Annotated in this window: 27 protein-coding genes; 14 read left to right on the top strand and 13 right to left on the bottom strand. The window is 70.7% G+C overall.

Going from position 1 to position 22,043, the window contains the following annotated elements; all coding sequences use genetic code 11:
- Positions 1-172: 172 nt before the first annotated feature.
- A complete protein-coding gene (locus ACFYNU_RS11480; RefSeq protein ID WP_356596358.1) occupies positions 173-574 on the bottom strand; it encodes a hypothetical protein in 402 nt (133 codons plus the stop codon).
- A 107-nt stretch (positions 575-681) separates the two neighbouring features.
- Between ACFYNU_RS11480 and ACFYNU_RS11485 the strand changes: the two genes are divergently transcribed.
- Positions 682-1,053 (top strand): VOC family protein, encoded by a 372-nt coding sequence (locus ACFYNU_RS11485; RefSeq protein ID WP_356596356.1) that lies wholly within the window; start codon positions 682-684, stop codon positions 1,051-1,053.
- 16 nt (positions 1,054-1,069) lie between these two features.
- On the opposite strand, the gene ACFYNU_RS11490 is transcribed toward ACFYNU_RS11485, so the two are convergent.
- Positions 1,070-1,507, bottom strand: a complete 438-nt coding sequence (locus tag ACFYNU_RS11490; protein WP_356596354.1) for a nuclear transport factor 2 family protein — start codon at positions 1,505-1,507, stop codon at positions 1,070-1,072.
- 169 nt (positions 1,508-1,676) lie between these two features.
- A complete protein-coding gene (locus ACFYNU_RS11495; RefSeq protein WP_356596352.1) occupies positions 1,677-2,132 on the bottom strand; it encodes an ATP-binding protein in 456 nt (151 codons plus the stop codon).
- A gap of 157 nt (positions 2,133-2,289) precedes the next feature.
- On the opposite strand from ACFYNU_RS11495, the gene ACFYNU_RS11500 reads away from it, so the two are divergent.
- The 7 genes from ACFYNU_RS11500 (at position 2,290) to ACFYNU_RS11530 (ending at position 7,345) form a co-directional block, all read left to right on the top strand.
- Positions 2,290-3,141: a helix-turn-helix domain-containing protein gene (locus ACFYNU_RS11500; RefSeq protein WP_388765913.1), complete on the top strand. Its 852-nt coding sequence runs from the start codon at positions 2,290-2,292 to the stop codon at positions 3,139-3,141.
- 13 nt (positions 3,142-3,154) lie between these two features.
- Positions 3,155-3,349, top strand: coding sequence for a DUF397 domain-containing protein (locus tag ACFYNU_RS11505; RefSeq protein WP_356587421.1), 195 nt, complete (start codon positions 3,155-3,157; stop codon positions 3,347-3,349).
- A gap of 336 nt (positions 3,350-3,685) precedes the next feature.
- Positions 3,686-4,051: a hypothetical protein gene (locus ACFYNU_RS11510; RefSeq protein WP_356587419.1), complete on the top strand. Its 366-nt coding sequence runs from the start codon at positions 3,686-3,688 to the stop codon at positions 4,049-4,051.
- Between the two features lie 166 nt (positions 4,052-4,217).
- Positions 4,218-4,406 carry a hypothetical protein gene (locus ACFYNU_RS11515; RefSeq protein WP_356587417.1) on the top strand — a complete coding sequence of 63 codons (189 nt, stop codon included), beginning with the start codon at positions 4,218-4,220 and terminating at the stop codon, positions 4,404-4,406.
- Positions 4,407-4,621: 215 nt separating this feature from the next.
- Positions 4,622-5,311 (top strand): hypothetical protein, encoded by a 690-nt coding sequence (locus ACFYNU_RS11520; protein WP_356587415.1) that lies wholly within the window; start codon positions 4,622-4,624, stop codon positions 5,309-5,311.
- A 127-nt stretch (positions 5,312-5,438) separates the two neighbouring features.
- The gene (locus ACFYNU_RS11525) at positions 5,439-6,323 is read left to right on the top strand and encodes a hypothetical protein (RefSeq protein ID WP_356587413.1); all 885 of its coding nucleotides are present in this window, start codon (positions 5,439-5,441) and stop codon (positions 6,321-6,323) included.
- Positions 6,324-6,385: 62 nt separating this feature from the next.
- Positions 6,386-7,345 (top strand): phosphatidylinositol-specific phospholipase C, encoded by a 960-nt coding sequence (locus ACFYNU_RS11530; protein WP_356587411.1) that lies wholly within the window; start codon positions 6,386-6,388, stop codon positions 7,343-7,345.
- A 117-nt stretch (positions 7,346-7,462) separates the two neighbouring features.
- On the opposite strand, the gene ACFYNU_RS11535 is transcribed toward ACFYNU_RS11530, so the two are convergent.
- On the bottom strand, positions 7,463-7,975 hold the full coding sequence (locus tag ACFYNU_RS11535; RefSeq protein WP_356587409.1) for an Rrf2 family transcriptional regulator: 513 nt from the start codon (positions 7,973-7,975) through the stop codon (positions 7,463-7,465).
- A gap of 158 nt (positions 7,976-8,133) precedes the next feature.
- Here ACFYNU_RS11535 and ACFYNU_RS11540 point away from each other — a divergent pair, with 158 nt between their 5' ends.
- Complete coding sequence (locus ACFYNU_RS11540) at positions 8,134-8,874, top strand: SDR family oxidoreductase (protein ID WP_356587407.1); 741 nt, start codon at positions 8,134-8,136, stop codon at positions 8,872-8,874.
- 18 nt (positions 8,875-8,892) lie between these two features.
- Here ACFYNU_RS11540 and ACFYNU_RS11545 read toward each other — a convergent pair whose 3' ends face one another.
- Positions 8,893-9,966 (bottom strand): aldo/keto reductase, encoded by a 1,074-nt coding sequence (locus tag ACFYNU_RS11545; RefSeq protein WP_356587405.1) that lies wholly within the window; start codon positions 9,964-9,966, stop codon positions 8,893-8,895.
- A gap of 94 nt (positions 9,967-10,060) precedes the next feature.
- Here ACFYNU_RS11545 and ACFYNU_RS11550 point away from each other — a divergent pair, with 94 nt between their 5' ends.
- Complete coding sequence (locus ACFYNU_RS11550; RefSeq protein WP_356587403.1) at positions 10,061-10,708, top strand: helix-turn-helix domain-containing protein; 648 nt, start codon at positions 10,061-10,063, stop codon at positions 10,706-10,708.
- A 36-nt stretch (positions 10,709-10,744) separates the two neighbouring features.
- Here ACFYNU_RS11550 and ACFYNU_RS11555 read toward each other — a convergent pair whose 3' ends face one another.
- The 5 genes from ACFYNU_RS11555 to ACFYNU_RS11575 all read right to left on the bottom strand — a co-directional run bounded on the left by ACFYNU_RS11555 (position 10,745) and on the right by ACFYNU_RS11575 (position 15,999).
- On the bottom strand, positions 10,745-11,971 hold the full coding sequence (locus tag ACFYNU_RS11555) for an MFS transporter (protein ID WP_356587401.1): 1,227 nt from the start codon (positions 11,969-11,971) through the stop codon (positions 10,745-10,747).
- Positions 11,972-12,081: 110 nt separating this feature from the next.
- Complete coding sequence (locus ACFYNU_RS11560) at positions 12,082-13,503, bottom strand: HAMP domain-containing sensor histidine kinase (RefSeq protein ID WP_356587399.1); 1,422 nt, start codon at positions 13,501-13,503, stop codon at positions 12,082-12,084.
- Positions 13,500-14,297, bottom strand: a complete 798-nt coding sequence (locus tag ACFYNU_RS11565; protein WP_356587397.1) for a response regulator transcription factor — start codon at positions 14,295-14,297, stop codon at positions 13,500-13,502. Before ACFYNU_RS11565 ends, ACFYNU_RS11560 begins: the two co-directional genes overlap by 4 nt.
- A 64-nt stretch (positions 14,298-14,361) precedes the next feature.
- The gene (locus ACFYNU_RS11570; protein ID WP_356587395.1) at positions 14,362-15,444 is read right to left on the bottom strand and encodes a trypsin-like peptidase domain-containing protein; all 1,083 of its coding nucleotides are present in this window, start codon (positions 15,442-15,444) and stop codon (positions 14,362-14,364) included.
- Between the two features lie 126 nt (positions 15,445-15,570).
- Positions 15,571-15,999, bottom strand: coding sequence for an ATP-binding protein (locus ACFYNU_RS11575; RefSeq protein ID WP_356587393.1), 429 nt, complete (start codon positions 15,997-15,999; stop codon positions 15,571-15,573).
- A 262-nt stretch (positions 16,000-16,261) separates the two neighbouring features.
- On the opposite strand from ACFYNU_RS11575, the gene ACFYNU_RS11580 reads away from it, so the two are divergent.
- Positions 16,262-16,804 carry a UTRA domain-containing protein gene (locus tag ACFYNU_RS11580; protein WP_356587391.1) on the top strand — a complete coding sequence of 181 codons (543 nt, stop codon included), beginning with the start codon at positions 16,262-16,264 and terminating at the stop codon, positions 16,802-16,804.
- Positions 16,801-17,586, top strand: coding sequence for a GntR family transcriptional regulator (locus ACFYNU_RS11585; RefSeq protein ID WP_356587389.1), 786 nt, complete (start codon positions 16,801-16,803; stop codon positions 17,584-17,586). The genes ACFYNU_RS11580 and ACFYNU_RS11585 overlap by 4 nt, the downstream gene beginning before the upstream one ends.
- 53 nt (positions 17,587-17,639) lie before the next feature.
- On the opposite strand, the gene ACFYNU_RS11590 is transcribed toward ACFYNU_RS11585, so the two are convergent.
- Together ACFYNU_RS11590 and ACFYNU_RS11595 are read right to left on the bottom strand one after the other, a co-directional pair.
- Entirely contained in the window at positions 17,640-18,389 is a 750-nt protein-coding gene (locus ACFYNU_RS11590) for an SDR family oxidoreductase (RefSeq protein WP_356587387.1), read from the bottom strand.
- A 144-nt stretch (positions 18,390-18,533) separates the two neighbouring features.
- Positions 18,534-19,439 (bottom strand): AraC family transcriptional regulator, encoded by a 906-nt coding sequence (locus ACFYNU_RS11595; RefSeq protein ID WP_356587385.1) that lies wholly within the window; start codon positions 19,437-19,439, stop codon positions 18,534-18,536.
- Between the two features lie 142 nt (positions 19,440-19,581).
- On the opposite strand from ACFYNU_RS11595, the gene ACFYNU_RS11600 reads away from it, so the two are divergent.
- A complete protein-coding gene (locus tag ACFYNU_RS11600) occupies positions 19,582-19,899 on the top strand; it encodes an antibiotic biosynthesis monooxygenase (protein ID WP_356587383.1) in 318 nt (105 codons plus the stop codon).
- Positions 19,900-20,002: 103 nt separating this feature from the next.
- Positions 20,003-20,965: an alpha/beta hydrolase gene (locus ACFYNU_RS11605; protein WP_356587381.1), complete on the top strand. Its 963-nt coding sequence runs from the start codon at positions 20,003-20,005 to the stop codon at positions 20,963-20,965.
- A gap of 40 nt (positions 20,966-21,005) precedes the next feature.
- On the opposite strand, the gene ACFYNU_RS11610 is transcribed toward ACFYNU_RS11605, so the two are convergent.
- Positions 21,006-22,028 (bottom strand): LacI family DNA-binding transcriptional regulator, encoded by a 1,023-nt coding sequence (locus ACFYNU_RS11610; RefSeq protein ID WP_356587379.1) that lies wholly within the window; start codon positions 22,026-22,028, stop codon positions 21,006-21,008.
- Between the last annotated feature and the right edge of the window lie 15 nt (positions 22,029-22,043).

Below are 22,043 nucleotides of genomic sequence, written 5' to 3' on the forward strand. Positions count from 1 at the left end.
GCGGGGAAGGGATCGGTTCCGTACGACGGTACGGCCGGGGTCTGACAGTCCCGGTCGGCCTCGCCCGCGTGCGGCTCGGCAGCGCACGACGCGTCGCGAGGATCCCGGCGTTCGCCAGGCCGTCCGCCCCGCCCATCGCCGTGCGCGTACCGAAGCCGCCGAGCCCGCGGGCTCAGATCTTCTTGACGTACAGGTTCACGTAGTCGCCTTTGACCTTGCCGCTTTCGACCAGGCAGACGTAGGACCTCCACTTCTTCGCCTTGACGCCGGCCCGCCCGAAGTCGATGCAGGCGACGTGGGCCTTCTTGAGGGCCGGGCCGCTGATGTAGGGACCCCACGATTTGACGGGGCCGACGGCGGCCGGCGCGAGCGCGCGGGCGCTCTGGTTGTCACTCGCTCCGGCGGTGCCCGCGGTGGCGGTGCCCGCGGTGGCGGTGCCTGCGGTGGCGGTGCCCGCGGTGGCGGTGCCTGCGGTGGCGGTGCTCGCGGTGGCGGTGCCTGCGGTGGCCGTGCCCAGCGCGGTGATGACGGCTAAGGCGGCGACAGTGGTGGCGATCTTCTTTCGCTGCATCATGGCTTCCCCGTGAAGTCGGTGATCTGTCGCCGGAGAAGACGTCGTGGCTCGCCGGACCGGTTCCTCACCGAGCGGGCTGCCGGGGCGCCGGCGCGTATCGTCTACGGGTGATCGGACAGCTGTACTCCATCGTCATCGACTGCCCCGACCCGTCGGAGCTGGCGGGCTTCTACGAGAAGCTGCTGTCCCTCCAACGGCTGACGGACGAGCCGGAGTTCGTCGTCCTCGGTACGGGGGCGGGCGCCGAAGTCGTCGCGTTCCAGCAGGTCCACGACTACCGGCCGCCGCGATGGCCCGACCCCGGCCACCCCGCGCAGACGCACATCGACGTGAAGGTCGCGGATCTCGACGTGGCCGAGCCGCAGGTGCTCGCCCTGGGCGCGACCCTGCTCGACGGGTCGGACAAGCCGGTCGGCTACCGGGTGTACGCCGACCCCGTCGGCCATCCGTTCTGCCTCGTCACGCCCCCGCCGAGCTGAACGGCCTCCGCGCGCCTCAGCGCAGGTTGTCGCCCCAGCCGCCCTGGATCATCGTCTGGAACGCCCACTCCCCGCCCCGCTTGATCAAGACGTCGGCGTAGCGCAGCTGTTGGGTCTCGCCGTTCGCCGTCGTCATCGTCGAGTCGGTGAACACGACGACCATCGCGGCGGAGAGGAAGACGGGCGTACGGACGGAGTCGAAGGTGATGTCTCCGTCGCCGCCGTCGCCCATCACCTGCGTCATCGTCGCGACGAACTGCTCCCTGTTCCACTGCGCCGACGCGCCGTCACCGGCCGAGTCGTCGCTGACGAGGTTGAGCGGAAAGACGGCGAGATCCGCCATCCGCTCGATCTCCCGCTTGGCGCTGTGGCCGTCGTACGCGGCGAACCACGCGTCCACGGAGGCGAGTTCGGCGGCGGTCGGGGTGTATCCGGTGTCGGGCAGAAGGGGCATGCGGACTCCCGTGGTTCATTGGTCAAGCTTGACTAGCCTGCTCGCTCGCAGCGTATGCCCCTTATGGTGGCTAGTCAAACTTGATTAATCGAGAGTCCTGCGGCGATCGCGCCGAGGATGATGCCGACGAGGATGAAGTCCCCGTACGGACCGGCGAGTTCGGCGACCATTACGCGGCCGTCGCCGCCCGCGCGAGGGTGAACCAGACGGCCTTGTGGCTGGGGGTCAGGCCCCCGTAGATGGTCGACCCCCACGTCTCGGCGACGCTGTCCAGCAGGAACATGCCCTGCCCGCAGCCGAGTTCGCGCTCCGTGGGGACGGTGCTGGGTACGGGCAGGGACCAGGGCGCGTCGTCCGTCACGTACACCGTGATCCGCCTCCGGTTGACGGCGACCGTCACGCCGATCCGGTGGGTCCGGGTATGCCGGTGCGCGTTCGTGACCAGCTCGGTTACGCAGAGCTGGGCGTCGTCGGCGAGGGCGTCGTGCCGGCTGACACGAAGGAGCGTGCCGAGGAATTCCCGCGCGATCTTGGGGGCGGCGGCGGTGTTGGGTACGGCGAGTCGGTAGGTCTCACCGCCCTGAGGAGGGTTCGGTGGTACGGGAGTTGGGGTGGCGGTGGGCATGGCGCCTTCTCTCCGCGATCGGTTGCGTTCGGTTGCCGCGTGGTGTGAGTACCGTAACGCATAGTCTCATTAGTGATACACAAGAGGAGCATCCCAGCGACGGTTGAACTACCGTTATGGAGAGGGACACACTGAGACCCGACAGACGGAGAGGTCGATGCCACCGAGGAAAGCGCCTACAGCGCGTCAGCGCCGATTGGGTACCGAGCTGCGCAGAATGCGCGAGCGCGCGGGTCACACGATCGCCGAGGCCGCCGACATACTCGGCACCGACCGGACCACCATCAGCAACACCGAGTCTGGACGGTTCGGTGTGAGCGCTGATCGGGTGCGTACGTGGGCCAACGGCTATCAGTGTCCCGACCCGGCGTACGTTGACGCACTGGCCAACATGGCTGCCGAGCGCGGACAGGGCTGGTGGGAGGAGTACCGCAACGAACTGGTCAACATTGCCCTGGACTTGGCGGAGTTGGAGCACCATGCCGCCGGTATCCGATCCGTGCAGATCATGCATGTGCCCGGTGTGCTTCAGACCGAGGACTACATGCGTGCGGTCTACGAGGGATCCGTGCCGGCGATCAGTCCCGCGCGTCTGCGGCGACGGCTGTCGCATCGGCTGAAGCGCCGGGATGTACTCGACCGCGACAATCCACCGGCGTGCACCTTCCTGATCCACGAGGCGGCGCTGCGGATGGTGTACGGCGGCGTCAAGGTTGCTCGCAACCAGCTCGACTACCTGCTGAGTGAGTCCCATCGGGACAATGTCACGATTCGCGCGATCCCTTTCGCGGCAGGCGGTTTCCCGAACGCCGGTAGTTCGAGCCAGTACCTGTATGGCGTAGTGCCGCAACTCGACACTGTCCAGACGGACACCCCAAGCGGCTCGGCGTTCCTGGACGCGGAAACCCCGCTCGCGAACTGGCGCGCAGTGCTCGACCGCACAGAGGAGTGCTCGCTCGACCCGGACAAGTCGAGAGAGTTCATCCGCACAATCGCAAAGCAACTATGAAGGCGTGAGGAAGATGGAAATCCAATGGCGTAAGTCCTCGAAGTCCGCAGACGACGAGGGCGACTCCTGCCTGGAGTTGGCGGAGCACGACGGCGAGATCCTGATGCGCGAGAGCGACCACCCCGGTGTGGTCATCCACACCACCCGCGTCAAGCTCCGCGCCTTCCTTGAGGGTGCCAAGGAAGGCGAGTTCGACAACTTCGCCTGATCCGAGGTGTGTTCACGACGGGCGGTCCCACCGGCGCAGGTGGGGCCGCCCGTTGGTGGTTCTCGTACCCTTCCGCGATGAGGATCTGGACCGAGCTGCTGGGTCCTCGCCGGGCCGGCCACCTACTGGTAGGCGCCGAAGGGTCGGCAGGATCCCGTATCACTCGTTAGACGTAAAACTCTTGATACGGCTCAGTATCAAACGCTAGCGTTTCTTCATCGCCCCCCACTTCTGCGCCAGTTGGGGAGCGGTTCGAAGGGCTGCCCCCTGCTCGCCGCTCGTCACGCCGGCCGCAGGCAGGGGGCGGCCACCGTGCCGTACGCGGGAGGGAACCGCATGCGTCAACCCGGCCAGACCCTCACCGCCTTCTGGTGCGAGCGAATCGTCTACGAGACGTTCGAGCCCGACAGCGAGGCCCATGTCTCGCGCTGTTCGCGGTCCAACCCGGCCGAGGCCATCCGGGCCATCCGCGTCGACGTGCGCGCGATCAAGGACACCCTGGCACCCGTCGAGCGCGAGCGGGCCCTGCGGTGGACCGGGCCCGGGGGCTCCCTCGGGGCCGTCGCCGCGCTGTACCGGGGGGAGCCGTGCGGGTTCTCGCTCAGCAGCGAGGGGCGGTGGATCGAGTGGACCGTACGCCCGTATCTGGCCTTCGACGTGAGCGGACTGCCGCTTTTGCCCCGCGCGTCGATACGGCACTGACGAGGCCGAAGTCCCATCTGAACGTCCGCCCCGGCCGGTGAGAACCCTGGACAGGTCGAGTGGCCGGGGCGGATGACCAACCCGTGAGGCGTGCGCTTCACGGTTCACCGGTCACGCCGTCGACGGTACGGCGGCGCGGCCTTTCGCGAAAGAGGAGGTCGGCGCCGTGAGCGCACAGACCGTGGACACGTACGAGACGCGACCGCCGGACGCCGCCGGGTGGCGGGGCGTTCCGTTCCGGCACCCGTGGGACGTGGCCGTCGCCGCCGAGGACGACGGCGGCAAGCACGACGGAGGTCCCATGCCTCCCGAGGCCCCGCGTGATCCCGCTCCGAGTGGTGGAAGCGGCAAGTAGCCCCGCCGCTCGGTGAGCGCCCTGGGGTCCGCAGCGCGCGGACCTCAGGGAACTCGTCGTAGAACACGACCTGTTGATCGGCTCGTACGGTCCAACGATGGCCGTGGTGTCACTTGCCGTTGGTCCTGGATTCAGCTCCCGGCGCGAAGGTCGGAGTGATCAGGATCGTGCAGGGCACCGGGGCGCGTTCCCGGTCGTGAGCGGAGGTACCGAGCGTGGTCAGCAATGTGCGGTGGGCCGACCTGCTTCCCTCCGTCGCGACGGACGCGGCGCCCTTCGTGAAGGGGCTCGGGAAGTTCCAGGACAGCCTGGCCGTCTACGGGGTGGGCACGGGCATCGCCGGCCTCGAAGGGCTGAACCAGATCGTGTACGAGGTCCGCGCCGCCCATGCGGTCTGGACGCGACCCGACCAGGAGCACGTCAAACCGAGTCTCACGCGGCTCGCTTTCGGGGTTCTCAACGTGACGGGTTACGGGCTCTACGGCGCCGGTGCCGGTGGGGGCCTCGGCCGGTACGGCACCGGGGGCGGCCTGTTGCTCGTCACCGCCTCCAACGTGCTCAAGCAGCACTTCCTGCCGGCGGAGGAGATGTACCGCCCGGCCGACCCGCGCCCGCTCCTCCCGCTGCATCGGGGCGATGTCGCCCGCCACGCAAGGGCGTTGACCCCGGTGACACCGGGTCCGGACGATCGCTGGCTGCGGGCCGGTGAGCTGGAGAGCGGCACGGTACGGCCGGCGCCCGCCGCCGAGACCGTGAACTCTGCGGTGGCGTCGGCTGCGGCTGCCGTCGTCGGCGCACCGCGGCGCGGCCGGTCCCGTTCGCTGCCGGTCATCAACTCGGCGCCGCCCGACGGGCACGTGGTGACTCCCTCCCGCCCCAACAGCGCGCGGGGCCCGGCCCGTTAGTGACGTACGTACCGAGACGTACCGGGAGCGGTTGAACCGACCACCACCCCTGACCGTTCTTGCTCAGCAGGCCGGCCGGCAGGCGGGCCGGGCGAAGGGGTGGCAGCGCATGTCCGATGCGAGCAGCATGCACAGCACTGAGGATCGTGATCAGGAGGAGCGCGGGAAAGGGTGGCGTGAGCGGCTGGGCGGACTGGCGCGCGGCGCCCTCAGGACCACGTGGGCGCTGACCAAGGGGGCCGCGCGGTCGCACCTGGCGACGTACGCCGGACTGGCCATGATGGCTGCGGGCGCGATGATGAGCCTCACCGGTGTCGGGGCCGTCGCCGGAGGGCCGTTGATCCTCGCGGGGGCGGCTGTCGCCATGGGATCGACCGCGCTTCGGCGGTCGCACCAGATCGCGCAGGGGCGGGCGGCGGTGGAGGAGGAGGCTGCGTACCGGCGACAGCCCCAGGAAATGATGCAGCAGTCGCCTCCGTCCACGCAGCGCGATCTCGGTGACCCACCGAATCAGGCTCAGACCGAGGGCCGGACCCCGGGCCGGACCGCGGGGCAGACCGCCGCTCCGGCGGCCGACATGAACTTGGACGTGACCGCGCATCTGGCCCGTGCCACCGAGGCGCTCGCACATGTCGTCCAGGCGCTTGCCGCGAACGAGCAGCAGAGGCAGCGGCAGGCGGCGGCCCCTGCCGACCAGGTCCAGGACGTCCGGGAGGTCCGCGAGGCCCGGGAGGCCCGGGAGAGCCAGAGCCGCCCGGCCTGGGACCGCCCGACACCGCTGGTGCGACCGACCGCCGGGGCGACGCGGCACGGAGGCGTGAGAATCCCGATGCCGCTGACGGGGGAGTCGTTGTCGCGCCGGAGGAGCGGGGGCAGTATTTCCAGCAGCTCCTCCGGTGGCTCCTCCAGCGATTCGTACGGCGACTACAACAGCGACTCGAACGCCCCCGGACCTTCCCGGAACCGGTCGAGTCAGCAGCGGCGAGGCAAAGGTCCGTCGAGGGGAATGTGACCGGAATACGCCGCCGCACGAGGCCCTGTCGGTGCCTGATGCGTGCACGTCATACTCGGCTCATGGTTACAGACACAGGCACAACTCCCCCCACCAGTGCTGGACTTGGCCGTCGAGGGATCCTCGCCGGCGCGCTCGCCGTCTCCGCCACCGCCCTCGTCGGTACGGCCTCCGCGACGGCGAGGGCGGCGTCGCCCTCGGCCACCGCGTCGGTCACCGCGTCCGCGAAGGCCCGGCGTGCTCTCGCCCCCGCCGACTGGCTCTCCGGGATCGGCGACTCCACCCCCGTACGGAGCCTGACCCTCCCCGGTACCCACAACTCCGGCGCGCGCAGCGGCGGTCTGTACGTCGCGTGCCAAGGGACCACCATCGCCGAGCAGTTGAACACCGGTGTGCGGTTCCTGGACGTACGCTGCCGGGCGTTCGAGAACGCGTTCCCGATCCACCACGCCGCGTACTACCAGAACCTCAACTTCGACGACGTCCTCACCGCCTGCCGCAACTTCCTCCAGGCGCACCCCTCCGAGACCGTTCTGATGCGCGTCAAGCAGGAGTACTCGACGGAGAGCGACGCCGAGTTCCGGCGGATCTTCGACACCTACCTGGACGGGAAGGGCTGGCGGTCCCTCTTCCGGCTCGACAGCGATCTGCCGACGCTCGGCGAGGCGCGCGGCAAGGTCGTGCTGCTCGCGGACAGCGGCGGGATGCCGGGCGTGCGGTACGGGGACGGCGGCCTCTTCGACATCCAGGACGACTACATGGCCGAGCCGGGCGCCAAGTACCCCAAGATCGCCGACCACTTCCGCAAGGCCGCGAGCCAGCCGGGCAAGCAGTACATCAACTTCGTCAGCACGGCCGCGCTGCTGCCGCCGCGCTGGAACTCCGACCGGCTGAACCCGCAGGTGCACACGCTGCTCGACGGGTCCGAGGGCGCCGGGTGGCGCGGGCTGGGCATCGTGCCGCTGGACTTCCCGGAGACCAGGGGCGGGCTGGTGGACTCCTTGATCCGGCACAACGGCTGAGGTCGCGCGGACCACGACAGGAGACAGCACGATTCGGCCGGGGCCGGCTGTACGGCGGCCCCGGCCGACGCACGTCCGACTCGCGTCCGGCGCACGTCCGACTCGCGTCCGGCGCGATCAGTGCGGGGGAGGCGACGCGTCGGCGCCGGTGGGCTCCGGCCCGGCCAGCCAGGTCCGGAAGCCCGCGAGCGCGGCGGGCCCGTAGTCCTCGTCGACGCTCCGGGCGAGGTCGGCGATGGATATCTCCCGCAGGGCCGCGCGCCAGGCGGCGTCCGCCCCGGCCATCGCGCGCGAGATCGCGCACGGCCGCGTACAGGCCTCCGGCGGTGTGGCCAGCGGGCCCCGCTGACGGATCTCGGTGCATACGAACGCGGGGCGGTCGCCGTCGACGGCGGTGACGACATCGAGGACCGTGATCAGCTCCGGGGCGCGGGTGAGGACGTATCCGCCCGCCTTGCCCTGGACGGAGGTCACGAGACCGGCGCGGGACAGCGCCTGCAACTGCTTGGCGAGATAACTGCCGGAGACGTCATGGGCCTCGGCGAGCCGGGCGGCCGGCACCGGGTCGGTCCCCGTGGTCAGTACGACGCAGCAGTGCAGCGCCCATTCGACGCCACCTGACAACTTCATCGATCGTACCTCCCGCCCTCGTCCGGCCGCTTGCCGCAAGCCGCGCGCCGCGCCGCAAGCGGTCAAGCCGCATGCCGCTTGACTCGGACAAAGACTATCCGACTAATATCTCGGACAAGAAATATCCGAGTTATGGGTCCGCGTGAAAGGCGGCAGAGATGAAGCTCACGGTGATCGGCGGTACCGGGCTGATCGGTTCGCAGGTGGTCGACAAGCTGACCGAGGCGGGGCACGAGGCCGTGCCCGCGGCGCTGTCCACCGGCGTCGACCTGGTCAGCGGGAAGGGGCTGGACGCGGCGCTGGAGGGCGCCGAGACCGTGATCAACCTGGCGAACTCGCCGACGTTCGACGAGGCGTCCCTGGACTTCTTCCGGACCTCGATGGACAACCTGCTCGCCGCGGGGGCGAAGGCCGGTGTCCGGCACCAGGTCGTCCTGTCCATCGTCGGCGTGGACCAGGTGCCGCGGTTGGACTACTACCGGGCCAAGGCCCTCCAGGAGCAGCTGCTGCGGCAGGGGCCGACGCCGTACTCGATCGTGCGCGTGACGCAGTTCTTCGAGTTCATGGACGCGGTGCTGTCCTGGAGTTCCGACGAGCGGACCGTACGGCTGCCCGCCACGCGTATCCAGCCGATCGCCGCCGCCGACGTCGTGGCCGCGGTGGTGGAGGTCGCGACCGGCGCGCCGCTCGGAGGAATCCGGAACGTCGCCGGTCCTGACGTCTTCCCCCTTGAGGAGCTGGGCCGGATCACCCTTGCCGCGAAGGGGGACGCGCGGACGGTCGTGACGGACGATCAGGCCGGGATGTTCGCGGCCGTCGACGGAGACGTACTCCTCGCCGGTCCGGACGCGCGCCTGGCGACGACGCGCTACCGGGACTGGGTCGCCGAGAGGCGCTGACAAGCCGCTGGTAGCCGCTTACGACTTCCCGGCCGCGCGCTCGGACGCCCCGCGCTCGGACGCCGCGCGCTCGGACGCCGGGCGGCGGCGCAGACCGGTGGCGGCCGGGTCGACGGCCGGCGGGACGTACGCCGTGTCCAGCGTCCCGACGTCCGTGCCCGGGGCCACGATGCCGTCGATCCGGTCGAGAAGACCGTCGTCGAGCGTGGTCCCGGCGCCCGCGAGGAGGTCGTCCAGGTGGGCCATGGTGCGCGGCCCGATGATCGCCGAGGTGACGCCGGGGTGGGCGATCACGAAGGCCGTCGCCAGATGCGTCAGCGGCATACCGGCCTCCTCGGCGAGAGGGATGAGCTGTTCGACGGCGTCGAGCCGGCGCTCGTCGCTCAGATGCTTGAAACCGAAGCCCGCCCGGTGGGTGGTGGCCTCCTGGCCCTTGCGGTAGCGGCCGGTGAGCAGGCCGCCCGCGAGGGGGCTCCAGACGAGGGCGCCCATCCCGTAACGCTCGCAGACCGGCAGCACCTCGCGCTCGATGGCGCGGTTGAGGATCGAGTACGTCGGCTGCTCGGTGCGGAACCGCGCCAGTCCGCGCCGCTCGGCGACCCACTGCGCCTCCACGATGTCGGAGGCGGGGAAGGAGGACGCCCCGATGGCCCGGACCTTGCCCGCGCGCATCAGATCGGTGAGGGCGGAGAGGGTCTCCTCCACGTCGGTGTCCGGCGCGGGCCGGTGGATCTGGAACAGGTCGACATGGTCGGTGCCGAGCCGGCGCAGCGAGTCGTCCAGCGCGCGGGTCAGCCAACGGCGGGAGCCGCCCTGCTGGTTGGGGTCGTCGCCCATGGGGAGGCGGGCCTTGGTGGCGAGTACGACGTCGTCCCGGCGCCCGCCCTTGAGCGCCTTGCCGACGATCTCCTCGGACTCGCCGCGTGAGTAGGCGTCGGCGGTGTCGATGAAGTTGATGCCCGCGTCGAGGGCCTTGTGGATGATGCGGACGGAGTCGTCGTGGTCGGGGTTGCCGATGGCGCCGAACATCATCGCGCCCAGGCAGTAGGGGCTGACCTTGATGCCGGTGCGGCCGAGTGTGCGGTAGTGCATGGTGCTCCTCCGTGGCGCGATACGCTGAAGTAAGCGGAACGGTGTTCCGTTGAGATCGACGATACGGAACATTGTTCCGCTTAGCAAGGAAGGGGTGGCCGTGAACGACGTCCCGACGAGTGTGGGGCAGCCCCGGCCGCCCCGGCAGGCTGTACGCGCCGACGCGCGGCGCAGCATCGACGCCCTGCTCACCGCCGCCGCCGAGGTGTTCTCCGCATCCGGCGTGGACGCCCCCGTACGGCAGATCACCGCCAAGGCGGGCGTCGGCGCCGGCACCCTCTACCGGCACTTCCCGCAGCGCTCCGACCTCATCGCGGCGGTCTTCCGCCACGAGGTCGACGCCTGCGCCGACGCGGCGCCCGCCCTCGCGGCGGAGTACGGCCCGGCCGAGGCACTGGCCCGCTGGCTCCGGCGCTTCGCGGGCTTCATCGCCACCAAGCGCGGCCTCAGCGCCGCGCTGCACTCGGGGGACCCGGCGTACGGCAGCCTGCCCTCGTACTTCCAGGACCGTTTCGTGCCGGTGCTCGGCGGACTGCTCGGCACGGCGGCGCGGGCCGGCGAGATCCGCTCCGACGCCGATCCGATGGACCTGCTGCGCGCGGTCGGCAACCTGGCGCTGCCGGCGGGTGACGAGAACGACGACCACACGCAGCGCATGGTGGCTCTGCTGGTGGACGGGCTGCGTTACGGCGCGGGTGCGAGTGCGGGTGCGGGTACGGGTACGGGTACGGGCGCGGAATAGCAGTCCCGCGCGCGCTGAACAGCCCCGCAGGCTCCGTCAGTTCCGGCTGTTCTCCCAGGCTCGGAAGTGGGGGAGGGCCAGCAGGGCGACCACCGTGGCGGCGGCGAAGAGGGCGCCGGCCACGAGGAACGGCGTCCGCAGACCGAGCGCGTCGGCGAGCAGGCCGCCCAGCAACGCCCCGAGGGCCAGCCCGGCGAAGGACATCAGCCGGGTCACGGAGATCACGCGTCCCCTCAGCGGATCGGGGGTGGCCTTCTGCCGTACGGAGGCGGCGAGGACGTTCCACAGGGCGGCATGCCCGATGTACGCGGCGAGGGCGACGGCGACCACGACGACGTTCCCGGTCATCGGGACCACGGCGAACGAGGCGGCCCCGACGCCGAGCGCCACCGCGATCGCCCCGCCGTACCCGAGCCGCCGCCGGAGCGGTCGCGCGCACGCGGCCCCGACGAGACCGCCGAGGGCGGACGCCGACAGCAGCAGACCGTACGCGACGGGGTCCAGGCCCAGCACGTCCTTCGCGTACAGCACGAGGTACGAGAAGGGGATCATGTAGCCGACACTGGCGAGCGTGCCGATGAGTACCGTCGTCCGTACGACCTTGTGGTGCCAGGTCCACGACATGCCCTGCCGGATCTCCGCCCGGACGCCCGTGGGGGCGGCGCCGGTGGGGACGCCGGTTTTCGTGGCCCGGTAGTCACCCTTGAGAAGGAAGAAGCCGACGCCCGCCGCCAGAAAGGCGAGGGCGCTGACCCCCGGCGCCCAGAAGGCGGCCACGCCGAACAGCACCCCGCCGAGCGGCGGTCCGACGAACTCGTCGACGACGAGTTGCGTACCGGTGAGCCGCGAGTTGGCGCGGTCCAGCCCACCGGCACCGTCCGGAACGGCCTGCGGGAGCACGGCGAAGACCGTGTTGTCCGACAGGGTCTCGATGACACCCATGATCACGAAGACGCCGTAGAGCGCGGCGAGTGTGACCGTGTCCGTGGCCACCAGGACCGTGAGGACGCCGAAGAGCACGGCACGGGAGAAGTTGGACGCGTACAGCAGCACGCGCCGGTCCCGGCGGTCGATGAGGACGCCGAGACCGAGGACGGCGAGGATTCTCGGGACGGAGTACGCGAGGGGCAGACCGGCGATCGCCGCCGGAGAGTCGGTCAGCCGCGCCGCGAGGAGCGGCAGCGCGACGAAGGTGATGCCGTCGCCGAGGTTCGAGGCACCGCTCCCGGCCCAGATCCGCCGGTACTCCGCACCAAGGCTCACGCGTGCCTCCCGTGACGACGATGGACCGTGTCGCCTTGAGCGGCAAGGGAGTTACCGTTCCGCGCCGTACCGAGACCGGGGTCGTGTGTGTGGGACTTTCCGGATCCGACCTACTGCGCGTTCAGGTCCGGTGGCGGGGTGGAGGCTCCCGGGATGCGGATCGCGGCCACCGTGCCGCCGCCCGCCGCGCGGCGCAGGGCGATCTCGCCGCCCGTCTGCTGCACCGTGCGCGCGACGATCGACAGGCCGAGGCCCGAGCCCGGCAGCGCGCGAGCCGACGGGGAGCGCCAGAAGCGTTCGAAGACGTGCGGGAGTTCGTCGGGCGGGATGCCGGGGCCGTGGTCCCGTACCGTCAACTCGCCCTGGGCGCTGAGCGCGACCTCGATGGCCGCGCCCGGCGGGCTGAACTTGACCGCGTTGTCGAGGACGTTGACCAACGCCCTTTCCAGCGCGGAGGGTTCGGCCCGTACGTACCAGGGGCGCAGCGCCACCTCTATCGTCAGATCCGGTCCGCGCAGACGGGCGCGCTCCAGGGCGCTCTCCACGATCGTGTGCAGGGCGACGACCTGGAGCGGGCGCGGGTCGGGGGCGTCGGGGCGGGACAGCTCCTGGAGGTCGCCGATCAGCGCGGCCAGCTCCGTCATCTGCGCCTTCACCGATGCCATCAGCGCCGTACGGTCCTCCGGGGGGATCGCGCGGCCGGTCTCGTCGCTGCGGGCGAGCAGTTCGACATTCGTACGCAGGGAGGTCAGCGGCGTACGCAACTCGTGCCCCGCGTCGGCGATGAGCTGCGCCTGGCGGTCGCGCGAGGAGGCGAGCGCGGCCGTCATGGAGTTGAAGGAGCGGGAGAGGCGGGCGATCTCGTCCTCGCCCTCGGCCGGGATGCGCAGGCTCAGGTCCTCGGTCCGCGCGACGTGCTCGACCGCACGGGTCAGCCCGTCGACCGGCCGCAGACCGGTCCTGGCGACCCAGAGACCGGCGGCGCCCGCGCCGATGACACCGGCGCCGGCGACGGCGGTGAGCAGCAGGGCGAGCCGGTTCAGGGAGGCGTCGATCTCGCCGAGGGGGCGGGAGATGGAGACGGCGATCGGCTCGCCGGTCAGCGCGATGCGACCGGGCGTGGTGTGGACACGCACCGGGGCGCCGTCGTCGGTGGTGGAGCTGTGCAGGGAGCTGGGCTCCGACCCGCGCGCGACGGCGATGTCGGAGGGCTGGACCTTCACCGGCTTCGAGGAGGCTTCCACGCACCGGTTGCCTTCGCCGCCGACGATCTGGATGTAGGCGAACCCCGGCGTGATCGTGTCCGGGGGAGTCGCGCCCGTACCGCACCGGTTGGCCATGTTCTGCACGACGTTCGGGGGCGCCGTGGTGTTGCGGAGCGAGTTGTCCAGCTCCGACTCCAGCTGGGCGCGGGTCAGCAGCCAGCACGCGACGGCCGCCGCCGCGACGGCCACGGCGACGGCGGTGGCGACGAGCATCGCGAGGCGGGAGCGGAGCGGCAGCGTACGCAGGCGCCGGGCGAGCGAGGTCACTCGGCGCCGCCGTGTTGTCCGCCGCCGTGTCCGCCGGGGTGTCCGCCGGGGTGTCCGGCGGCGGGGGAGCCGGAGCCTTCGGCGCGCAGCGCGTAACCCACCCCGCGCACCGTGTGTACGAGGCGCGGCTCGCCGCCGCTCTCCGTCTTGCGCCGCAGATACATCACGTACACGTCCAGCGAGTTGGAGCTGGGCTCGAAGTCGAAGCCCCAGACGGCCTTCAGGATCTGCTCACGCGTCAGCACCTGGCGCGGGTGGGCGAGGAACATCTCAAGGAGGGTGAATTCGGTACGGGTCAGCTCGACCCGGCGCGTGCCGCGCGTGACCTCGCGCGTCGCGAGGTCCATCCGCAGATCGGCGAAGGCGAGGACGTCGTCCTGCGGCAGCTCGCCGCCCGCCGTGCCCGCGTACGAGCTGCGCCGCAGCAGCGCGCGGATCCGGGCGAACAGCTCGTCCAGCTCGAACGGCTTCACCAGATAGTCGTCGGCGCCCGCGTCGAGCCCGGTGACCCGGTCGCCGACCGTGTCGCGGGCCGTGAGCATCAGGATCGGCACGGTGGAGCCGGTGGCGCGCAGCCGGCGGGCCGCCGTCAGCCCGTCCATGCGCGGCATCTGGATGTCGAGCACGATCAGGTCCGGCTGGTAGGCGGCGGCCTTGGTGAGCGCGTCGACACCGTCGACGGCGACCTCGGTCCCGTATCCGTCGAAGGCGAGGCTGCGTTGCAGCGCCTCACGGACGGCCGGTTCGTCGTCGACGATCAGGACGCGCTGCGGATCGCCTTCGGCGGGGCTCATGTCGTCGCTCTTCCTCTGCACGGCTTCTGTCTCTGGCACTTCAGCCTCGCACGTCGGACGGGCCCTAGTCGCTGTTCCCGGCCCGCAGCGCGCTCAGGTCGGCCTTGACGGTGTTGACCGGAATGGAGAAGCCGAGACCGACGCTCCCGGCCGACGAACTGTCGCCGCTGGAGCCGCTCGCCGAGAACATGGCCGAGTTGATGCCGATGATCTCGCCGTTCATGTTGATCAGCGCGCCGCCGGAATTGCCCGGGTTGAGCGAGGCGTCGGTCTGGATCGCCTTGTACGTGGTCGTGGACGAGCCCGTGTCGCCGTTGAACTGCTGACCCCCGAACTCGAACGGCCACTGGCCGCCGCCCCCGCCGCCCTGCTGCTGTTGCCGCTGACCCTGGTCCTGCTCCTTCGACACGGTGACATCCCGGTCGAGCGCGGAGACGATACCGCTGGTCACGGTGCCGGTCAGCCCCTCGGGGGAGCCGATGGCCACGACCTCGTCGCCGACCTTCACGCTGTCGGAGTTGCCGAGGGCGGCCGTCTTGAGGCCGCTCGCGCCCTGGAGCCTGATGAGGGCGAGGTCCTTGTCGGGGCTGGTGCCCACGACGTCGGCGGTGTACGTCTTACCGGTGCTGAGCTGCACCTTCACCGTCTGCGCGCCCGCGATGACGTGGTTGTTGGTGATGATCTCGCCGTCGCTCGTGATGACCACACCGGAGCCGGTGGACTGCCCGGAGTTGGACGCCGCCTGGATCTCCACGATGGCGGGGGAGACGGCCGCCGCTACACCCGCGACGGTGCCCTTGCTGCTCTGCGAGACGGTGGTCCCGGTGGCGACGGTGCCCGCGGTAGTACTGGAGCCGTTGTCGGTCAGCGTCGCGGTCAGCGCGGCGGTCCCGCCCCCGACGACGGCCGCGACGAACGCGGCGGCGGCGAGCAACGCGACGGGCCGCCTGGCCCGCCGCGCATGCGCCCCACTCTGCGCGGGAGCGCCGGCACCCCACCCCCACGCGGGGTGCCCCGGCTGCGCGTGCTGCCCCGCGGCCTGCGGGTCGTACGAAGGCGGCGGCGGGTACGCCTGCCCGCCACCGATGCCGGAGTCCTGCTGCTGATTCGCGTCTTCGTCGCCGCTGCGGCGGTAGTTGTCGGTCATGTCTTCGACAATCCGCCCGCCAGATGAGAGCTGTCTGAGTGCCCGCTGAGAACCACGGCAAAATCCCGTATGCCCCATATAAAGAACCCCGGGGCACTACTGGGGCGGGGCGTCAGTCACCGTGCCTCAGCTCGGCTCGGCGTCGGTGGGCCACCACACCGCCCACACCAGCTTCCCCACGCCGACCCGGTCGGAGACACCCCACGCGTCGGCCAGCGCGTCCACGATGAGGAGGCCGCGCCCGTCGCACGCGTCCAGCTCCGCCGCCCGGCGGCGCGGTCGCCGGGCGGACGCGTCGTGTACCTCGATCCGCAGGCCGTCGGGGGCGGGACGGCCCATCGGCAGAAACCGGGTCTCGATCTCTCGGCCGGACGGCACGCGCGCATGCCGCACCGCGTTCGTGACCAACTCCGACAGTACGAGCGCCGCCGAGTCCTCCAGCGTCGACAGCCCCCAACCGGTGAGCGCCTTGCGCAACTCAAGGCGCGCCAACCCCACGGCACTCGGATGCCGCCGCCACCGGAGTACCACGGCCCCGTCGTCGACATGCCCCATCAGTCGACCTCCCCGATCAGGCGACGCGACAACCGCTCGAAGTGTCGAGCGACGACCTCACTCATTGATCACTCCCCTCTGATGCGGTGTCCGTGCGCGCCGAGGTGCGACGTACCTCCGCCTGGGCTGAGATGTACGATCGGCAGAACCGTACTGCTATTCACGAAAAGCAGCAAGATTACGCCCAGGGGGAGGGCCGGTTGAGTCGCTTACTGTGTAAAGCGGCAAGGTCGGATCCCCGTCAGCGACACAGGAGGACGTCATGAGCGCCGACGCCTGGATCAGCTCCTCGATGCCGTATCTGACGCCGCGCCGCGACGGCCAACCTGACGCGTGGGGGGCCGAGTTGGCGGCCCGGGGGCGGCGGGGCGGGCAGCGGATCGTGAGTGCGGGTGAGGTCGCCGCGTCCCGTGAGGTGGCCGGGCTGCTGGGGATCGCCCCGGGCGAGGCCGTCGTCGTGCGACGGCGGGTGATGGTCCTGGAGGACGTGCCCTGCGAGCTGACGGACACCTACTACCCCGTGTCCATCGCGCGCGGCACACGTCTCGCCGGCCCGGCGAAGATCCCTGGGGGCGCGGTGACCCTCCTGGCCGAACTGGGACACAGCGGCGTACGCGTCCAGGAAGACGTAACCGCCCGCATGCCTGGCGAAGAGGAGCGCGAAGCGCTCCGTACCGAGCCGGGTGAGCCGGTGCTCCGGCTGGTCCGGGTCACCTTCGACGCCGCCGACCGGCCCATCCAGGCCGATGTGATGACCATGCCCGCGCACCGGCAGCGGCTGCGCTACGAGATCGGGATCGGATGACAACCGTGCCGCGCACCGACGAGAACGGGTACGACCGGCGCTCGCTCCACGAGCGGATCGCCGCCGATCTGCGTGACGAGATCATGACCGGGGATCTCGCTCCCGGCGCCAGCCTGCCGTCCACCGCGCGGCTCAAGGAGAGATTCGGCGCCTCGAACGCCACGGTGCAGAAGGCGCTCCAACTCCTGAAGAGCGAGCGTCTGGTGGTCGGCCGAGCGGGCGCTTCCGTGACCGTGCGCGAGCACCGGCAGTTGACCGTACGCCCCGCCTCCTCTATGGCTACGGCCGCGACCGGCGACGACCCCTACCCCTGGCTCGCCGAGACCGCGAAGCGCGGCGGCGAGGCCCGGAGCACACTCCTCGCTGTCTCGGAGGTGACGCCGCCGGCGGATGTCGCGGCGGCCCTGCGCCTACCGGCCGACGGCACAGCGGTTCTCCGACGCCAGGTGATCACCCTCGACGGCGACCCGGTGGAGTTGGTGCACGCCTACTACCCGCCGGACATCGCGCGGGGCACCCCGCTGGCGGAACAGCGCCGGATCAAGGGCGGAACTCCCACCCTGCTGACGGCACTCGGCCACGCGCCCCGGCTCAGCGTCGACCATGTCTCCGCGCGCATACCGACGCAGGAGCAGTACGAAGCACTGCAACTGCCCGGCGCTCTGCCCGTGTTGCGCACACTGCGCGTGGTGTACGGCGCCGACGAGCGGCCCGTCGAGGTCACCGTGATGGCCAAGGCGGGCCATCTCTACGAGTTGCGGTACGAGTTCACACCGCAGTGACCCCGTCAGAGAGGCGGCGCCGGTCAGCTCAGCTCAGATCGGCTCACCTCACCTCACCTCGCCTCGGCGAGGCGGAGGGCGTCCGGGCCGGACGGGAAGCGGAGTTGGCCCGTGGTGTCGTGGACCGCGTGCCAGATCGTTTCGGCGACGTCGCTCTCCTCGGTGAACACGTCCTGGGCGGTGAACTCGGCCATGGTCCGTTCCACGAACGGTGCGTACGGCGGCGGGACCAGTTCGGTCAGGGCGCCGCCGGCCGTTGCCTTGGCCGCGAAGTTCGTCGTCAGGCAGGCGCCCGGCTCGACCGTCTTCGCCCGGACGCCGAAGGGCGCCAGTTCAAGGGCGAGGGACGAGGTGAATCCCTCGACTGCCATCTTGCTCGCCTTGTAGATCGCCGAGAGCGGCATGTGGCCCAGCACCACGCTGGAGGTCACATTGACCACCACGCCGGATCCGCGCTCCCGGAACTGGGGGAGCACCGCCTGTGTCGTCGCCATGACGCCGAACGTGTTGGTGTCGAAGACCTCACGCACCCGGCTCATCGGGGTCCCTTCGAACACGCTGATCGAGGGGATGCCCGCGTTGTTGACCAGGGCGTCGACGGGGCCGGCGGTCTCGAACGCCGCGGTGACGCTCTCGGGATCGGTGACGTCGAGTTCGACGATGCGCAGCCGGTCCGACTCCGGCAGGACGTCCGGACGCCGCTTGCGCATCGTCGCGACGACGTTCCATCCCCGCGAGTGGAAGTGGAGCGCGGTCGCCCGGCCGTATCCGGACGAGGTGCCGGTGATCAGGACTGTCTTCATGGTGTGCCCCTCTGGGATCTGTGCTCGGCAGATACATTCCTGCTTCTCGGGAGAAGCTGGTGATCCCATTGGAACGCCCTGGGCTGCGGTGATGATAGAGCTATCCTCGCCGCCCCTAGCACGATCCTCTCGCAGTGAGCGCGCTCAGGTCACGGCACCCGCAGGAGTGCGTACGGCGCCGCGCAGGCGCGCCGCGTCCTGACTCGGCGGTGAGCCGAACTGGCGGCGGTACTCGCGGCTGAACTGCGACGGGTTGTCGTAGCCCACGCGGAGGCCGACGCCTGTCACATCCCCGGGGTGGGTGGCGAGCAGCAGCCGGGCCTCCTGGAGCCGGATCTGTTTCTGGAACTGGATGGGGCTCATCGCCGTCACCGCCTGGAAGTTGCGGTAGAACGCGGAGGCGCTCATACCGGCCAGGCGTGCCACGTCCTCGACCCGGAAGGGCTCGGCGTAGTGCTCGCGAATCCAGCGCACGGCCCGGGAGACATGGCTGAGGCCGCTGTCGGCGAGGCCGAGCTGGCGCACCGCCGCGCCCTGCTCGCCGGTGATCAGGCGCCACAGGATCTCGCGCTTGACCAGCGGGGCCAGCACCGCCCGGTCGCGGGGTTCGTCGAGCAGGCGCAGCAGCCGGACCACCGCGTCGAGCAGCGCGGGCGGGGCGTCGCCGACGGCGATGCCCGACGGTGTGCCCGGCCCGGTTCGCGGGGTGTCACCGGGCCCCGCCTGGAGGAGGAGTTCGGCGACGGCGGACGGTTCCAGCAGGAGCCCGAAGCCGAGGGCCGGCTGCTCGGGCTCGACCCGCAGGAACTGACCGGTCACGGGCAGGTCGACGGAGGCCACCAGGAACTGCCCGGGGCCGTACTCGTACACCCGGTCGCCCAGCGCGAGCCGTTTCGCCCCCTGGGCGATGACGGCGAGCACCGTGCCGGACATGGAGGGCGCGGGCGGATCCGCCCGGTCGATCTTCGAGATGAGTACGCCGTCGACGGCGGTGGTCCAGTCGCGGCGGGCGTGCCGGGTCAGCAGGCTGCGGAACTCTTCGAGGGACATGTCTCCATTGCAGCACCATTTCCCGAAGCGATCCTCAAGGATGCGAGGATTGTGCAAGCGCAAGGCAGGATAGCTCTAACATCGTCGCAGGTCAGAGCGGTTCAATGGAATCAGTTCACTCCACCACCGAGGAGAGGTTCCCATGATCGCCACCTACGGATTCAACGCCACCCTGACCGCCCGCACCGGGATGGGCGACCGCCTGGTCGAGCTGCTGCTCACCGGTCTGGACGAGGGCAGTCCGGGCGCGAGCGAACACTGTCTCGTCTACCTCGTCTCGCGGTCCGCCTCGGATCCCGACGTCGTCCACGTCACCGAGGGCTGGAGCAGCGAGGAGGACCACCACCGGGTCTTCGCCGGTGAGGCCGCCCAGCTCATCGTGGCGCAGATCGACGGACTGCTGGCAGCGGAGTCCGAGTACACCGACTACGTACCGGTCCGCGGCAAGGCGGCCTTCTGACCTTCTGACCTCTGACCTTCTGACGGCCGGACGTTCCCACGACCCGCCCCGTCCGAACCCCACTAGCCCCGTCCGAACCCCGTCCGCTGGAAGGCCGACAGCCATGACCACCACAGCCCGCCCCGCCCTCGACCCCGAACTCCGCGCCCTGCTCGCCGACATGCCGCTGATGTCCCGGCTCGACCCTCACGTACTCGCGCAACTGCGCCAGTACCCCTCGCCCCCCGTCGACTCCCTCCTCGCCCACCGGAACGCCGGCCTGCGCGACATCACCGTGCCGGCCGAGGACGGCACAGTGATCCGTCTGTCCGTCTTCACCCCCACCCACCACGACCCCACCACCCCGGCCCCTTGCGTCTACTGGATGCACGGCGGTGGCATGGTCATGGGCGACCGGTTCTCGCAGATCGACATCCCGCTGGAGTGGCTGGACGAGTTCGGCGCGGTCGTGGTCTCCGTGGACTACCGGCTCGCCCCGGAGGCCACCGGCACCACCCTCGTAGACGACTGCTACCAGGGACTGCTCGGAGTCGTCGAGCACGCCGCCGAACTGGGCGTCGACCCCGCCCGGATCGTCGTCGCCGGCGCCAGCGCGGGCGGCGGCCTCGCCGCCGGTGTCTCTCTGCTCGCCCGCGACCTGGGTACCCCGGCGATCGCCGGGCAGTTGCTGATCTGCCCGATGCTCGACCACCGCAACAGCACGGTCTCCAGCCGCCAGTTCTCCGGTGACCCCGGGGTCTGGACGCGCGAGATGAACGAGTTCGGGTGGCGCTCCGTCCTTGGCGGTCTCACCGGCGACGAGGTGCCCGCGTACGTCTCACCCGCGCTGGCCGAGGATCTTTCGGGCCTGCCGACCACCTACATCGACACCGGGTCCGCCGAAGTGTTCCGGGACGAGGACACCGACTACGCCTCCCGTATCTGGGCAGCCGGCGGCCAGGCCGAACTCCATGTCTGGGCAGGGGGATTCCACGGATTCGACGCCCTGTACCCGCAGGCGCGGATCTCGGCGACGGCCCGCCGCACCCGCACCCGCTGGCTCGCCCGACTGCTGCGCCCGGCGTGAACCCCGCCAAGCCCCGTGGGGTCCGAGGCGTCCCGCCCGCTCAGGCGCAGCCGCAGGACCGCCGCACGATCAGGGCCGACGGGAACTGCTTCACCCGTTCCCGGCGCGACCCGGCCACCCGCAGACCGTCGTCCAGCACCAGATCCACCGCGGCCCGCGCCATCGCCGGGCGGTCCGAGGAGACCGTCGTCAGGGGCGGGTCCGTGAGGGCCGCCTCCTTGACGTTGTCGAAGCCCGCCACCGCCAGCTCGCCGGGCACGTCGATCCGCAGCTCGCGGGCCGCGCGCAGGACGCCGATCGCCTGGTCGTCGGTGGAGCAGAAGATCGCCGGCGGGCGGTCGGGGCCCGCCAGCAGCTTCAGGGCCACGTCGTACGCGTCGTAGCGGTTGTACAGCGCCTTGAAGAGGCGGCCCTCCGTCGACAGACCGGCCTCCCGCATCGCGCGGCGCCAGCCCTCGACGTGGTCGGTCACCGGGTCGCCGACGACCGGGGTCGACTCGACGCCGCCCAGGCACGCCACGTACGGATAGCCGTGCTCCAGCAGATGCCGGGTGGCGAGCTGGGCGCCGCCGATGTCGTCGGTGACGACCGCGACGTCGTCGATGCCCTCGGGGCGTTCGTGGAGCAGTACGACACGGGCGTCCCACGCCTCTATCTCGGCGGCGGCGCGTTCGCTCGGACCCTGGCTGACCAGGATCAGGCCGGACACCCGCATGCCGAGGAAGGCCCGCAGATAGTGGACCTCGCGCTCGTTGCGGTAGTCGGAGTTGCCGACGAGCACCATCTTTCCGCGCTCGGCGGCGGCCTGTTCGACCGCGTGCGCCATCTCCGCGAAGAACGGCTGGCGCGCGTCGGGCACGACGACCCCTATGAGGTCGGTGCGCCGCGACGCCATCGCCTGCGCGACCCGGTCGGGCCGGTAGCCCAGCTCCTTGATCGCGGCGAGTACACGCTCGCGCGTGGCCGGGGCGACCGGCCTCGGTCCGTTGTTGATGACGTAACTGACGACCGCGGTCGAAGTCCCCGCCAGTCGTGCCACGTCGTCCCGCGTCACCTTGGCCACGCGCGGCAGTCTACG

The organism is Streptomyces sp. NPDC006643, assembly GCF_042870175.1.
Classification (GTDB): domain Bacteria; phylum Actinomycetota; class Actinomycetes; order Streptomycetales; family Streptomycetaceae; genus Streptomyces.

Excerpts from the sequence above, each read along its gene's own strand:
- ACFYNU_RS11490 (WP_356596354.1), bottom strand. The coding sequence starts at position 1,507 with ATGCCCCTTCTGCCCGACACCGGATACACCCCGACCGCCGCCGAACTC.
- ACFYNU_RS11505 (WP_356587421.1), top strand. The coding sequence starts at position 3,155 with ATGGAAATCCAATGGCGTAAGTCCTCGAAGTCCGCAGACGACGAGGGC.
- ACFYNU_RS11605 (WP_356587381.1), top strand. The coding sequence starts at position 20,003 with ATGACCACCACAGCCCGCCCCGCCCTCGACCCCGAACTCCGCGCCCTG.
- ACFYNU_RS11495 (WP_356596352.1), bottom strand. The coding sequence starts at position 2,132 with ATGCCCACCGCCACCCCAACTCCCGTACCACCGAACCCTCCTCAGGGC.
- ACFYNU_RS11600 (WP_356587383.1), top strand. The coding sequence starts at position 19,582 with ATGATCGCCACCTACGGATTCAACGCCACCCTGACCGCCCGCACCGGG.
- ACFYNU_RS11525 (WP_356587413.1), top strand. The coding sequence starts at position 5,439 with ATGCACAGCACTGAGGATCGTGATCAGGAGGAGCGCGGGAAAGGGTGG.
- ACFYNU_RS11595 (WP_356587385.1), bottom strand. The coding sequence starts at position 19,439 with ATGTCCCTCGAAGAGTTCCGCAGCCTGCTGACCCGGCACGCCCGCCGC.
- ACFYNU_RS11530 (WP_356587411.1), top strand. The coding sequence starts at position 6,386 with ATGGTTACAGACACAGGCACAACTCCCCCCACCAGTGCTGGACTTGGC.
- ACFYNU_RS11575 (WP_356587393.1), bottom strand. The coding sequence starts at position 15,999 with ATGGGGCATGTCGACGACGGGGCCGTGGTACTCCGGTGGCGGCGGCAT.
- ACFYNU_RS11535 (WP_356587409.1), bottom strand. The coding sequence starts at position 7,975 with ATGAAGTTGTCAGGTGGCGTCGAATGGGCGCTGCACTGCTGCGTCGTA.
- ACFYNU_RS11500 (WP_388765913.1), top strand. The coding sequence starts at position 2,290 with ATGCCACCGAGGAAAGCGCCTACAGCGCGTCAGCGCCGATTGGGTACC.
- ACFYNU_RS11545 (WP_356587405.1), bottom strand. The coding sequence starts at position 9,966 with ATGCACTACCGCACACTCGGCCGCACCGGCATCAAGGTCAGCCCCTAC.
- ACFYNU_RS11590 (WP_356587387.1), bottom strand. The coding sequence starts at position 18,389 with ATGAAGACAGTCCTGATCACCGGCACCTCGTCCGGATACGGCCGGGCG.
- ACFYNU_RS11585 (WP_356587389.1), top strand. The coding sequence starts at position 16,801 with ATGACAACCGTGCCGCGCACCGACGAGAACGGGTACGACCGGCGCTCG.
- ACFYNU_RS11540 (WP_356587407.1), top strand. The coding sequence starts at position 8,134 with ATGAAGCTCACGGTGATCGGCGGTACCGGGCTGATCGGTTCGCAGGTG.
- ACFYNU_RS11580 (WP_356587391.1), top strand. The coding sequence starts at position 16,262 with ATGAGCGCCGACGCCTGGATCAGCTCCTCGATGCCGTATCTGACGCCG.
- ACFYNU_RS11510 (WP_356587419.1), top strand. The coding sequence starts at position 3,686 with ATGCGTCAACCCGGCCAGACCCTCACCGCCTTCTGGTGCGAGCGAATC.
- ACFYNU_RS11565 (WP_356587397.1), bottom strand. The coding sequence starts at position 14,297 with ATGAGCCCCGCCGAAGGCGATCCGCAGCGCGTCCTGATCGTCGACGAC.
- ACFYNU_RS11570 (WP_356587395.1), bottom strand. The coding sequence starts at position 15,444 with ATGACCGACAACTACCGCCGCAGCGGCGACGAAGACGCGAATCAGCAG.
- ACFYNU_RS11480 (WP_356596358.1), bottom strand. The coding sequence starts at position 574 with ATGATGCAGCGAAAGAAGATCGCCACCACTGTCGCCGCCTTAGCCGTC.